This is a genomic window from Achromobacter sp. HZ34, assembly GCF_002209485.1.
Classification (GTDB): domain Bacteria; phylum Pseudomonadota; class Gammaproteobacteria; order Burkholderiales; family Burkholderiaceae_B; genus Bordetella_C.
The window spans coordinates 1,382,813-1,396,463 of sequence record NZ_NJIX01000001.1; the positions used below are offsets into that span (position 1 = coordinate 1,382,813).

Genomic DNA, 13,651 nt, shown 5'->3' on the forward strand with positions numbered 1-13,651 from the left:
CCACGCTGCCCTATCTTATGCCAGGACCGCAGCGAAACTCATGACCGCGATGCCCATACTGGCGGTCCATGACTGTGAATCGGCGTATGCCTGTCCGCCCAGCTCGATTCCAACGGCGGCCCTCCCTCACTGACCATGCCAGTAGCGTGCGCGTTCCTCACCCAGGGCCCGCAAGCGCAGGCCCGCCGCGTTCGAGTCGACCAGGACCGCGCCATCCAGGTCGGTCCGCCAGATCTCGGCCCCGGCGCGCTGCCAGCGCCGCAACACCCGCCCGGCGGGATGGCCGAAGCGATTCCGGTATCCCGCCTGGACGATGAGATGCGTGGCGTCGGCGGCCTGCACCAAGGCATCCCCGGACGATGTGGCGGAACCGTGATGCGGCGCCAGCACCACGTCGACGCGCCCCAGCCTGGACGCCAGCGCATCTTCCTGGTTCACGCCGATATCACCCGGCAGCAGGACACTGTGATATCGCCCCCGTACCCGCAGCACACAGCCGTTGTCGTTGCTACGGCCGGCTCGGCCGGCCCCTTGCGCGCCATTGCCACCGGCAGGCCGAGACGCCGCCGGATGCAGGAAATCGAAGCGCACGCCGTCCACCGTCCACGCCTGCCCCGACTGGCAACGCTGGAAGGTCCCCAGCCTTGCCACGGCTCGGTCCGCATCCGCCTCCGCCGTCCGCACCCGCGCGGGCAAGTTGAACGAGGCGTAGCTGGTGCCTGCCGCCACGCCTTGCAGCACGCCACGAATACCGCCAGCGTGGTCCAGGTCCCCATGCGACACCACCAGGGTGTCGATATGCGTCATCCCTTCGGCCCGCAGATACGGCCAGACCACCCGCGCGCCCGCATCGCTGCCGCTGCGAGACGACGGCCCGGTGTCGAACAGCAAGGTGTGCCGGGCGGTACGCAACACCGCCGCGCCGCCCTGCCCGACGTCCAGCACCGTCATGCTCCAGGCGCCCGGCGCAGGACGATCCGGCCGCCAGGCCAGGGCCGGCAGAAGCAGCAGCCAGCCCCAACGCCGCGCCGGCCAGCCTGGTGCCATCAAGGCCCAGGCGGTACCCGCGCATGCCAGAAGCACCAGCCCGGACGGCGGCGCCGCCAGGGGTTGCACTGCCCAGTCTTGCGCCGCCAACCATGCCAGCGGCGCCATGGTCCATTCGATGACGGCGTGCGCGGCCCATGCCACCCAGTACGCAACGTCCCGCGCTGCGCCAAGCCCTGGCATCGCGTGCATGGCCGCTGCCAGCAAAGCCAGAGGCGTGGCCAGCAGGCTGATGGCCGGAATCGCGAAGGCGTTGGCCAGCGGGGCCGCCAGGGACAGCTGCTGCGTCAGCACGGCCAGCACCGGCGCCAAGGCAATATTGATGGTCAGCTGCAAGCGTGAGCCAGCCAGGAACCGCGCGCCGTACCGGCGCAGCGCACCGTGCAGGATTCCACCAGGCAAAGGCACCGCGCGCGCCGCCGGCCGCCGCAACACGCCCGCGCTGCAAGCCATCAGCACCGCCACGGCACCGAAAGACAGCCAGAACCCCGCCGCCAGCGGCGCCCAGGGATCGATCAGCGTGACCACCGCGGCCGCCAGTACCAGCACCCGCCCTGGAGACAGCGGCAGGCGCAGCAGCCAGGCCACGACCGCCACCGCCAGCATGAAAAACGTCCGCTGTGCAGGCAGCCCCCAACCCGCCATGGCGCAATACACCGCGGCCACGGCCAGCGCCGCGACACCACCCGCGATCTGCGCGGGCACCCATTCGGCCGCTCCCAGGCCACGCCAACGCAGCCGACGCCAGCACCACGCCCCACCCAGGCCAGCCAATCCCGCCACCAGGCTGACATGCAAGCCGCTGATGGACACCAGGTGCGTCACCCCGGTGGCGTTGAAGACGGTCCAATCCTCCCTGTCGATCGCCGTCTGATCGCCCAGGGCCAGGGCGATCACCACGCCACCATAGGGCAAGGCACCCAAGGTTTGCGCCAGGCGCTGGCGCAGCGCATGCCGCGCCTGATGCACGCGGACTACCGACCAGAAAGGCAAGGCGGTCGCGGCAGCTTCCATCAGACGCCTGGGCTTGCCTCGCACCGTCCCCAAGGCGCGTACACCAGCATGGAACAAACGCGCCGAGGCATCCGCGGCGTAGGGATTGAGTGCGGCGTGCGGACGCCGTAGCAACAGCGCGGTCTGCCACACCTGCCCCGGCGCCAGCGTGGGCAGGACGGCACCATATCCCTGCGCCCACCAGTCGACCTGTATCTTTGCTGGTAGCGGACCTGGCACCGCTGCCAGCACCTCGGCATCGAAGCGCGCGTGGCCGTCCTGCTGCACCGGCAGACCCGTAATGCGCAGCGTGACCCGCGCCACTTCGTTGTCATGGATCGGCGGCAAGGCATGGGCGATGCGCCAGGCGGCGCGCTCCGAGGCATACGCGATCCCGGCGCAGGCGGCCGCCAGGCAGTAGGCGAACGGTAGCGCTCCTGGGCGCCACCGGCATCCGACATGGCCACAAGCGACCAACCCCAACGCGGTCACCGCCAAGGCGCAGCGCGTCATGCCGCCAGGCAAGGCCGCGAAAGTCTGTACCCCCGCGATTGCGAACACCCAGGTAAGCAACGCCGCGCGTACCCGCATGCGCCATCCCCAAATATCTCGATGCTAGCGAAGCATGCGATGGCGCAATGCGCGGCGCGACAAATCGGCAACGGCGCCAAAAAAAATCGGCCCCGTAAAAACGGGGCCGATCCACTTCATCGAGAGGACTTCCTGTTGCACCCCACCTCTCGCTGGGGACCGCCTTGCTGAGGGGGCACCAAGGCGGTGGGGGTCGATCAGCCTTGGAAAGGCACGTTGTTCAGATCGCCGAAGGCGGTAGCGCCGGGCGTCTTCGCAACTTCGTCGGCAACCTGGGCACGCGTCAGGCTCGACTCGGCTTGGGCAGCGAACGGGACGTTATCCACGTCACCGAAGGCGACCAGGCCTTCATTCTTGGCTTGTTGCAGTTCAGCCTGAATCTGCGCGCGGCTGGTCGAACTATCGGCTTGGCCGTAGGTACCTTGGAAAGGCACGTTGTCGATGTCACCACGGGGGGTACCGGCTTGAGCGGCACCGATCAGGGCAAACGAAATAATCAGCGAGGTAGCGATGGTCTTCATGGCAGTTCTCCAGTCCTTGACGTTGGGAGCAGACCTGGCCGGGTAATTCCGTGAGGTCTGTTGCTGTTCCCGATGGACTGAATTCTGCTCCGCAACAACCTAGGGATAAACCCTGATATGTCGAAATCACTATTCCATATTCACTACCAATTGATGACAAAGGCCCAGAACACTCCAAATAAAAGCGGCCCCGTCCAGAATTGACGGGGCCGCAATCACGCCCGGTGGGGGTCCTGCTGCCTGCACTTCGTTCGTGCGGGCTTATTGGGAAAGTTCGATCAGCTGCCTTGGAAAGGCGCGTTGTCGGTATCGCCCATCGCCGTCTGGCTGATCTGGTCCTGCGGCAATTGTTGGACGTCGTTCAAAGCTTGGGGGGAAGCTTGATCCGAGCGGTAATCGGATTGCTGTGTGCCCTGGAACGGCTCATTATCGGTATCGCCGCGCGGTGTGGCTTGGGCTGCGGCGCCGATCAAGGCAAACGAAAGAATCAACGAGGTAGCGAGGGTCTTCTTCATGGCAGTCTCTCCTGGTCCGTAAAGCTGGTCCGTAAAGCCGGGTTTAAGGTCTGCGACGCAGACACTTGTGCTGAACCCGTTGACCTTATTCTGCTCCCGACACCAGCCAGGATTAACCCTAGGGAATGGGATAGTTGATTCCATTCATCGCGCTTATCCACGCTCGATTTCAATCAGTAACTGCTGAATCGAAGCAATACAGAAGAATCAGCCCAGAGCATGTGCCAGGCGGGGCAATACCCGCATGGCGGTGGCGGCGGTGCCACTGGCCACCGCGGCCTCGCTCACCCCGCGCAACTCGGCCAGCGCGCGCGCCACGCCCGCCACCTGCCCTGGCGTGTTGCGGCGATCCGGCTCATGCAGCCAGGCCGGCGGAATATCCGGCGCATCGGTTTCCAGGACCAGATGCTCCAGCCCCATGTCCTTGGCGTGCCGGCGAATCTGTAGCGCGCGCTCGAACGTCATGGCGCCCCCTAGCCCCAAGGCGAATCCCAGGTCGGCAAAGCCGTGCGCCTGCTGTTCGCTGCCGTTGAAGGCATGCGCAATCCCGGTCAAGCCCTTGCGTTGGCGCAGGTATTTGAGAATGATGTCCTGCGACCGCCGCACATGCAGCAGCACAGGCAGATTGAATTCAAGGGCAAGGTCCAGCTGCGCGGCGTAGTAGCGTTCCTGCTTTTCCCGCGCCGGGCCCGACGCGATCTCCTTGACGAAGAAGTCCAGGCCGATCTCGCCGATCGCGACGAAGCGCGGATCGCCCATGGCCTGCTCTACCGCCGCGCGCAAGGCCACGAGGTCGTCGTCCCAGGCTCGCTCGACGAACAGGGGATGGATCCCCAGCGCATAGGTGCCGCCGGTGGTGGTGTGCGCCAGCTCGCGCACGGTTTCGAAATTGGCGCGGCCGATGGCCGGGATGACGATGCCGCGCACGCCGGCGGCCAGGGCCTGGGCAGCCACTTGCGCGCGATCGGCATCGAACTCGGCGGCGTCCAGATGACAGTGCGTGTCGATCAGCATGGCAGCTCCGGAATGGATGGGGACGGCCGCCCCACCTGGCGATCAGACCAGCCGGCCGTTTTCCATGGCCAATTGCCGATCGGCCCGTCCAGCCAGTTCGCGGTCGTGCGTGACGATGGCAAACGCCGTACCCGATTCCTTGTTCACCCGCGTGAGCAGCTCGAACATATTGTGCGCGGTACCGCGATCCAGGTTCCCGGTCGGCTCGTCGGCCAGTACGCAGGCGGGCCGCGACACCAGGGCGCGCGCCAGTGCCACGCGCTGGCGTTCACCGCCTGACAACTGGCCGGGATAGTGCGTGGACCGCGCGGACAAGCCCACTTGGTCCAGCACTTCCTGGGCGGCGGCGCGCGCCTTTTCCCGGTTCATGCGGCGCACGATCAGGGGCATGGCCACATTGTCCAAAGCCGAAAATTCCGGCAACAGGTGGTGGAACTGGTAGACGAAACCCAGGCTGCGGTTGCGCAGATTGCTCTTGGCGGATTCGTTCAGGCCCGCCGCGGCCACGCCGTCAACGGTGACGCTGCCGGTGGTGGGCGTATCGAGCAGACCCAGGATGTGCAGCAAGGTGCTCTTGCCCGATCCGGACGCGCCCACGATGGCCAGCATCTCACCACGAGCGATGCTCAGGCTGACACCGCGCAGTACGTCCACCCGGGTCGCGCCCTCGTCGTAGTACTTGACGAGGTCTTCGGCATGCAAGGCGTGATCAGTCATGTCGCAGCACCTGCGCGGGTTGCAGGCGCGAGGCGCGCCAGCTGGGATAAAGCGTGGCCAGCAGGGACAGCACCAGCGACGTCACGCCAATGCTGATGATGTCCGCGGATTGCGGGTCGGACGGCAACTCGCTGATGAAATAGACCTGGCGCGGCAGGAAATGCACGCCGAACAAACGTTCGATGAAAGGCACGATGACGTCGATGTTATAGGCCAGCAGCATGCCGCCCAGCACGCCCACGATGGTGCCCACCACGCCGATCAGCGCACCCTGCACCAGGAAGATCCGTGCCACCTCGCCCGGGCTGGCGCCCAGGGTGCGCAGAATGGCGATGTCGGACTGCTTGTCCTTGACGGCCATTACCAGCGAGGACAGCAGATTGAACGCGGCCACCGCCACGATCAGGGCGAGGATCAGGAACATCATGCGCTTTTCGGTTTGCACGGCGGCGAACCACGTGCGGTTGTTGCGTGTCCAGTCGCTGGCGCTGATGTAGCGCGGCAGGCTTTGCTGCAGTTGCGCCGCCACCTCGGGCGCCTGCTGCATGTCGGCGATGCGAAGCCGCACGCCGGCCACGCCAGTATCCCGGAAGACGCGCGCGGCGTCCTCGTTGTCGACAAAGGCCAGTGAAGAGTCGTATTCATAGTGGCCGGAAGAGAAAACCCCCACCACCGTGAACTGCCGCATGCGCGGCGCGAAACCGGCGGGGCTGACCGACGCCTGCGGCGCCAGCATCAACACCGTATCGCCCACCGTCAGGCCCATGCTGCCGGCCAGGTCACGCCCCAGCACCACCCCGTAAGACCCCGGCTTCAGGTCGTCCAGCTTGCCGGCCACCATCTGCTTGGGGATGTCGGATACCTTGCCTTCCAGGTCCGGCGCGATGCCGCGCACCTGCACGCCGTGCAGGCTCTGGCCGCGCACGATCATGCCCTGCGCGGCGACGAAGGGCGCTGCGGCCTTGACTTCCTTGTTGCGCTCGGCGGCCTCGGCAATCTGCTGCCATTGCCCCAACACGCGTTCGGAGTCCGCGCCCGGCACATACAGTTCGATGTGCGGCAGCACCGACAGCATGCGGTCGCGCACTTCCTTCTGGAAACCGTTCATGACCGAGAGCACGACGATCAATGCCGCCACGCCCAGGGCGATGCCCGCCATCGAACTGGCGGCGATGAACGAGATGAAACGATCGCGGCGGCCGCGACGCTTGGTGATCCGGGCCATACCCGCGTAGCGGGCGCCGATCCAAAATTCGTAGGGTATTTTCAGCACCCGCGCATTATGGCATTACGGCGCAAGCCCGCCAGTCTCAACCCTGCCTTGATTGCAAATATATGTGAGGGTGTGTACCCGGGCCGGCGGCGGCAGAGCCGGCCGGGCCATGGCCCTGAGCCATGGTCCGGATCCTGGCCTTGGATCCTGGCCTTGGATCCTGGCCTTGGATCCTGGCGTCGGATCCTGGCGTCGGGACCCCGGCCACGAAGCCACCGCCGGTGCGCGCGTCACACACTACAATCCCGCCATGCTAATTGTCCTTCCCGGCGCCCTGCCGGCCAGCCCGCCTATCGCGGACGAGCTGGCGAAGCGCTTGCCCAGTACCGCCCCTACCCTGCACGCCTGGCTGCGGGCCGCCGACGCCCGCGCCACCCATTTCGATCCCCACGAAGCCGGCTGTACGCCGTACGAGGCATGGCAACTGGAACGCGCCGGCTTCCAGCCCGCGCCCGGACAGCAGACAGGTGCCGGCCTGGGACCATTGCTGGCAGGCGCCTGGCCTGACTCGGCCCCGGTCTGGATCGCCGACCTGACCCACGTGGCCTTGAGCACCGAAAGCGCCAACCTGTTGCCGGTCGAGGCCCTGTCGCTCAGCGCGGAAGAAGGCGCAGCCCTGTTCGCGGCCGCGCAGCCGCTGTTCGAAGGCACCGGCTTCGCCGCCCAGCCCCTGGAACCCGGCCGCTGGCGCATCCAGTTGCCAGACGGCCTGCACCCGCGCATCGCCAGCCCTGCTGCCGTGGGCGGCCAATCGCTGTCCGGCTGGTGGAACCAGGACGCCGCCGTGCGTCCCTGGCGCCGCCTGATGAACGAGATCCAGATGGTCTGGCATGACCATCCCGTCAACGAAGCCCGCGCGGAACGCGGCCTGCCGCCAGTCAATACGCTGTGGTTGTACGGCGGCGCGGCGCCCTGGCCCATGGCCTCCAGGTTGCCGGCATCGCCGTCGGCAAACACTGGCGCCAGCGCCCCCTCCTCGCAGCACACCCAGGTCGTCGAAGACCTGCTGCCCGCCTTCGCCGCCGAAGACTGGGGAACCTGGCTGCTGGCCTTGCAACACATGGACTCGCGCGTGTTCAAGCCGCTGTCCGACGCCCGCGGCCTGCCCGCGCAGCCCGTCGAACTGCTGCTGCTCGGCCGCGACCGCCGCGTCGATCTCACCCTGAAACCGCGCAGCCGCCTCCTGGGCTGGCTGCCCTCGTCCGCAAAGAACTGGAGCGCCTGGTGGTCACCCCGCGCCTGACTGTACGTCCCGCCGATTTCCAAATCACCCGCGTGCTCGAAGCCGCGGGCATACACCCCTTGCTGGCGCGCCTCTGGGCCGCCCGTGGCGTCACGCATCCCGATGACATCCGCCTGAACTGGCCTGCGCTGCTACCCCCGGCCGGCCTGACGCACTGCGAACATGCCGCCCGCGTGCTGGCCGACGCCATCCAGCAAGGCCGCCGCCTGCTGATCGTGGCCGACTACGACTGCGACGGCGCCACTGCTTGCGCGGTCGGGCTGCGCGCCCTGCGCATGATGGGCGCCACGGTCGACTTCCTGGTACCAAACCGCTTTGAAACCGGCTACGGCCTGTCGCCGGCGGTGGTCGAACTGGCCTGCCGCCATCCGGCCGGCAAGCCCGACATGCTGGTGACCGTGGACAACGGCATCGCCAGCGTCGACGGCGTCGCCGCCGCCAACGCCGCCGGCATGGACGTGGTCATCACGGACCACCACCTGCCCGGCGACGAATTGCCGGACGCCCTGGCCATCGTCAATCCGAACCAGCCCGGCTGCGGTTTCCCGTCCAAGAACCTGGCCGGCGTCGGCGTCATCTTCTACCTGATGCTGGGACTGCGCGCGGAACTGCGCCGGCGCGGCGTCTTTCCGGCCGATGGCGGCCCGCGCCTGGATGCGCTGTCCGACCTGGTGGCCTTGGGCACCGTGGCCGACGTCGTCAAGCTGGACGCCAACAATCGCCTGCTGGTCACGCAAGGCCTGCAGCGCATGCGCAGCGGCCGCATGCAGGCTGGCCTGCGCGCCCTGTTCGCCGTGGCCGCGCGCGAACCGCGCAATGCCAACAGCTTCGATCTGGGCTTTGCCCTGGGCCCGCGCATCAATGCCGCCGGCCGCCTGGCCGACATGAGCCTGGGCATCGCCTGCCTGACCACCGACGACGAAGGCGAAGCGCTGGACATCGCCCGCCAGCTCGACGCCATCAACCGCGAGCGCCGCAGCATCGAAACCACCATGCGCGAACAGGCGCTGGCCTCGCTGGAAACCAGCGCGGACGTGGTCGGTGCCACGGTCTGCGTGTACGACGAAAGCTGGCACCAGGGCGTGGTCGGCCTGGTCGCCTCGCGCCTGAAGGAAAAGTACTGGCGCCCCACCCTGGCCTTCGCCCCCGCCGGCGACGATGAACTACGTGGTTCCGGCCGTTCGATTCCCGACGTCCATCTGCGCGACGCCCTGGACCTGGTGTCCAAGCGGCACCCTGGCCTGATACGCAAGTTCGGCGGCCACGCCATGGCGGCCGGCCTGACGCTGGGCCGCGACGGCCTGGCGCATTTTGGGCCGGCCTTCGATGCGGCCGTGCGCGAGCTGACCGGGCGCGACAGTTTCGAGCCCGTCATGGAGACGGACGGTTCGCTGGAATCGGGCTATGCCAACGCCGACGTCGCCGGCCTGCTGCAACAGCAGGTCTGGGGCGCCGGCTTCGCCGCGCCCCTGTTCTTCGACACCTTCCAGGTGCGCAGCCAGCGCTTGCTGGGTGAGAAGCATCTGAAGCTGTCGCTGGAACGGGGCCAGCAACGCTTCGAAGCCATCTGGTTCGGCCACGCCCAACTGCTGCCCGATACGGTGGACGTCGCTTATCGCCTGGAACAGAATATCTGGAACGGCATGGTGTCCGTGCAACTGGTCATAGAACACGCCTCCTGACCGCCCGCGCGCAGCGGATACCGCAGGCCCAGGCCAGGTCAGCGATTCACCAACCGCGCCGGCTGCGCCAGCGCCACCAACGCCCCCACGCACAGGCACGCCGCCAGCACATAGATACCGCTGCTGGTCGTCCCCGTGGTGTCCTTGAGCCAGCCCACCAGATAGGGGCTGATGAAGCCGGCCAGGTTGCTCACCGAGTTGATCAGCGCAATGGCCGCGGCCGCCGCGGTGCCCCCCAGCAAGGCCGTCGGCAGGCTCCAGAACAGAGGCAGCACCGTGCAGATGCCGATGTTCGCCAGCGTCAGCGACACAATGGCCAGCCACGTATTGCCCGCCCAGAGGGCGGAACCCACCAGGCCCACCGCGCCGATGAAGGCGGGAATGGCCAGGTGCCAGCGCCGCTCGCGCCTGCGGTCGGAGTTACGCGAGATGATGATCATCCCTACCACTGCGAACAGATTGGGAATCGCGGTCAGCAAGCCGATGGCCAGGGGGTCATCGACGCCCGTATTCTTGATCAGGGTCGGCATCCAGAATCCGACGCCATACAGGCCCATCACGAAGGAAAAATAGATGCTGGCCATGGCCCACACGCGCGGCTTCGTCATGGCCTCGCGGATGGGCGGATCTTCCTTGGCGCGTTCCTCGGCCTCGATATTGCGCGTCAGCACCGCCTTTTCGCTATCGGTCAGCCATTTGGCGTGGCTGATGCGGTCATCCAGCCACAGCAGCACGACCACGCCGATGATGACCGAAGGAATCCCTTCCAGCAGGAACAGCCACTGCCAGCCCGCCATGCCGTGATCGCCATGGAAAGTGTGCATGATCCAGCCGGAGATCGGGCCGCCGATCAGGCCCGACAGCGGCACGGCGGTCATGAAGAAGGTGGTGATGCGTCCGCGCCGCGCGTGCGGGAACCAGTAAGTAAGGTAAAGAATGATGCCGGGAAAGAAGCCCGCTTCGGCCAACCCCAGCAGGAAACGCAAACCATAGAACATGGCCGGCGTCGTCACGAATATCATGGCCGACGAAATGATGCCCCACGTGATCATGATGCGGGCGATCCAGCGGCGCGCACCGACCTTGTGCAGAATGATGTTGCTGGGCACTTCGAACAGGAAATAGCCCAGGAAGAATATCCCCGCGCCCAGGCCATAAACCGTGTCGCTGAACTTCAGGTCCGACAACATCTGCAGCTTGGCGAAGCCGACGTTGACGCGGTCCAGATACGCCACCACATAGCAAAGCACCAGAAAAGGTACCAGCCGTAACGTGACCTTGCGATAAAGCCTGTCCTCCGTGCTCACGGAGGCCGGGGCATGACCCGGCGTTGCAACGTTCTCCATACCGTCTCCTCTCTTTTATAAAGAACCGCCACGATGGACGGTCTCCCAGCGCCAAAGGCGCCTTTTCGGGCACGGCGCCTGAGGCGCCATTTTTTTCTTTCTTGGCGGAATTTAGCACCAGCGCAAGGCGTGGCCCAGCCGTTGCCGGCCTGCGCTGTTGCAAATCCGCCGCGAGCCGCGGCGAGATCGGACGAATCATGGGTCGCGGACCTGCGCTATCGAACCACCTCCCAGGAATCGTCAAGCACATCCGCTACGACTGGCGCCTGCGCGAGCGGCACCGCCGTCATCGAAAATGCCACCGGCCCCAATTGACGCACTTTTGCCTGCCCGTCCGGAAACTGCGAGACAAGGATGCACTTGCGGAACATGGCACTGCTTTGCGCGGGATCCACGGGCAGGCCTTCCTCGCCGGAAGCGCGTGTCTCGATGACGTTCGACATCGCGTCGTACCTGACTTCTACCTCTATCAAGGTATCGCCGTTCGGCCGCATATCGATCTCGAAGGTCACAGCCGAATAGCCATTTCCAGTGGGCTTGATATTAGCGCCCCATTTCGACAAGCCACCATGTATGAAAAAGACCTGTCCCTGGTCGAGATAAGGCATGAGTTGTCGCACTGAACCCGGACGCACGCTCTCCATGGCGTTCAGGAAATCCTCGACCTCGGTCTCACGTCCCGGACCGCCACGCGTCGAGGCGACAACCCGCTCACCATTTGCGCCAACGCCCCTCAGCGTGAGTCCGTAACGGGGCCGCACGATGACATCGTTGCGGAAAAACTTGGAAATCTCATGCCTGGGCCTCGATGACTCGGGATCCGCCACCCAGCTTAACCAGTCTTGAGGCAAGAGTTCGTTGGCTGCCATGGCGCCTTCCGAATTTGCCCGGAACGCTTCCTGCAGACGCTGTGTTTTCTGCGGGAGCACTCGCAAATTGCGGCCACCCACAACCAGTCCCATTTCGCTGACCAGGGCGTCCCGCCAGGCCTGTTCGTCCTCCAACCGCATCGGACGAACATTCTCCCCATCAGAATTACCGGAATCACCGATCAGTTCGCTCAACCAACCCAACATCTGGTGAGCATCTGCCGGCAACACATGCCTGACGACACCAGGCTCGCGCCCGCCGGATATTTCGGTGTATAGCTTGCTCACACCAGACCCCAGCGCTTCCCACAGCGTTTCAAGGTCGTCACGGTCGCGGAAAGCCGCTACCAGTGCGTCAGGCAGATCCGGCAAGCCCATTCTTTCCGACCGATCGAGCAGTTCTTCCCGCTTGTCGGTGGTATAGCGAATGACATTGAGCACCCGCCGCAACTTGCCTGCCAGGTTCGGCAGATCTCTTTGCTCACCCTGGCCAGCGCTCATGGGGATCCCTGCCATGATGTCGCCTATGGCTTGCGCCCCCGCCGCTTCATGCGCCGCATAACGTTCCCACGCCAGCTCGCTCACCTTGGACGTGAGCAGAATCGAATACGGGACCAGTTGGTCGAGGCGCTCCACCAACACTTTTTGCCAGGCCACCCCATTATTCAAGACCAGGGTTGGCGTTGCGCCGACAGGGTTGGACGGATAGACGTCAGTGACATGGGCATCGCCAAACAATTTCAGCAGGGCGCGGTCAAGCACAGCGCTGTCCAGGGCCAACGTGGGGACTCTGGATTCCTGGCCAAAATTGCCTGGCAACTTTTGCGCCGCGGCGCTCGCATCCTCGAATGCCCCCACCTGAAAATTCAGCGCGGACAGCAATTTCTTGCAGTTGTTTCCGTACACGTCGCAGTTGGTCTCTGCCAGGTTGGCGGCAAGCTCGGACACGCAACGATCTATCCCGGCTCTTTTGTTCTCCAGATCGGCCTGCGCTTCCGCCACTGCCAGACGCTCGCTGACGGCCTCCAGCACGGACCTGCAAAAACGGTCCATATCAGTCGACAACGCTTTACCCAAAGGCGTAGCACCGGGTTCGACAGGGTTGACCGCCGCAACGCTGAAACCGTCATTTTCGCGTGATGCGCCAACCTCTTGCAGCTTGTCGAGCTGATCTTTCAGCAGACGCAGGGTGTCGATATCGTCCACCCGATTCACATGCCCAGCGGCGATGCGAGCCAGATAATCGCTACCCGGCGTGGCCACCGGCCCCTTCAGACTGCCGCGAAGGTTCTCCATGTCCGTCGTCGTCAAAGTCTTGCAGTCATGGAGATGATCCAGCAACTGCGCGAACGTGTCCCGGTCAGGCGTTTCGTAGCGCATTTCCCTCCAGGTGGACAACGCATCCTTGTTGAATATATTTCTCAGCAGCGTGACGAACAGCTTGACCCTTTGGGCCAGCGACAGATCCTGCCTGTGCGTCGGTTTGAAATGCTCCCCAACGAGGACGATTTCGCGATCGGCCACGCGCGGCGGCCTATTTTCCGAGTGCAGAATGCGATCGCCCGCAGGCGCTATCGAGCCGCTTGCCCTGCGCTGCCGCTTGGAAGCGCGCCCCTCATCCGCGCCCGCGCCCCGCTTGACGCCTGGCGCGGGGATGACGTCGGCATCCTGCGATTGAACGAGTCCGCTATTGCCGTGCGCGGACACACCGTGGGTGGTGGAAAACATCGTGAGGATTCCTTGTGATCAATGTCATGGTGAGAACCGCGGAGAAACCGGCGCCAGGCTCGTCTCCCCGGACCGTAGGCAGCGCTGGAAAACCTCATCCGCGTCATGGAAA

General features: G+C 65.3%; 10 protein-coding genes. 2 read left to right on the plus strand and 8 right to left on the minus strand.

Annotation, left to right across the window (positions count from 1 at the left end):
* Positions 1-126: 126 nt before the first annotated feature.
* The 6 genes from CEY05_RS05870 to CEY05_RS05895 all read right to left on the minus strand — a co-directional run bounded on the left by CEY05_RS05870 (position 127) and on the right by CEY05_RS05895 (position 6,623).
* Positions 127-2,631: a DNA internalization-related competence protein ComEC/Rec2 gene (locus tag CEY05_RS05870; protein WP_233161372.1), complete on the minus strand. Its 2,505-nt coding sequence runs from the start codon at positions 2,629-2,631 to the stop codon at positions 127-129.
* A 197-nt stretch (positions 2,632-2,828) separates the two neighbouring features.
* Entirely contained in the window at positions 2,829-3,152 is a 324-nt protein-coding gene (locus tag CEY05_RS05875; RefSeq protein WP_088596486.1) for a DUF4148 domain-containing protein, read from the minus strand.
* Positions 3,153-3,430: 278 nt separating this feature from the next.
* Positions 3,431-3,667, minus strand: coding sequence for a hypothetical protein (locus CEY05_RS05880; RefSeq protein ID WP_088596487.1), 237 nt, complete (start codon positions 3,665-3,667; stop codon positions 3,431-3,433).
* Positions 3,668-3,874: 207 nt separating this feature from the next.
* A complete protein-coding gene (locus tag CEY05_RS05885; RefSeq protein ID WP_088596488.1) occupies positions 3,875-4,681 on the minus strand; it encodes a TatD family hydrolase in 807 nt (268 codons plus the stop codon).
* Positions 4,682-4,723: 42 nt separating this feature from the next.
* Positions 4,724-5,398, minus strand: coding sequence for a lipoprotein-releasing ABC transporter ATP-binding protein LolD (lolD, locus tag CEY05_RS05890; RefSeq protein ID WP_088596489.1), 675 nt, complete (start codon positions 5,396-5,398; stop codon positions 4,724-4,726).
* On the minus strand, positions 5,391-6,623 hold the full coding sequence (locus CEY05_RS05895; RefSeq protein ID WP_233161373.1) for a lipoprotein-releasing ABC transporter permease subunit: 1,233 nt from the start codon (positions 6,621-6,623) through the stop codon (positions 5,391-5,393). Before CEY05_RS05895 ends, lolD begins: the two co-directional genes overlap by 8 nt.
* 298 nt (positions 6,624-6,921) lie before the next feature.
* Here CEY05_RS05895 and CEY05_RS05900 point away from each other — a divergent pair, with 298 nt between their 5' ends.
* Positions 6,922-7,914 (plus strand): hypothetical protein, encoded by a 993-nt coding sequence (locus CEY05_RS05900; RefSeq protein ID WP_088596619.1) that lies wholly within the window; start codon positions 6,922-6,924, stop codon positions 7,912-7,914.
* Entirely contained in the window at positions 7,896-9,596 is a 1,701-nt protein-coding gene (recJ, locus tag CEY05_RS05905) for a single-stranded-DNA-specific exonuclease RecJ (protein WP_088596491.1), read from the plus strand. Before CEY05_RS05900 ends, recJ begins: the two co-directional genes overlap by 19 nt.
* 38 nt (positions 9,597-9,634) lie before the next feature.
* Here recJ and CEY05_RS05910 read toward each other — a convergent pair whose 3' ends face one another.
* Positions 9,635-10,942 (minus strand): MFS transporter, encoded by a 1,308-nt coding sequence (locus CEY05_RS05910; protein WP_088596492.1) that lies wholly within the window; start codon positions 10,940-10,942, stop codon positions 9,635-9,637.
* 215 nt (positions 10,943-11,157) lie between these two features.
* Complete coding sequence (locus tag CEY05_RS05915; protein ID WP_088596493.1) at positions 11,158-13,539, minus strand: hypothetical protein; 2,382 nt, start codon at positions 13,537-13,539, stop codon at positions 11,158-11,160.
* Positions 13,540-13,651: the final 112 nt, after the last annotated feature.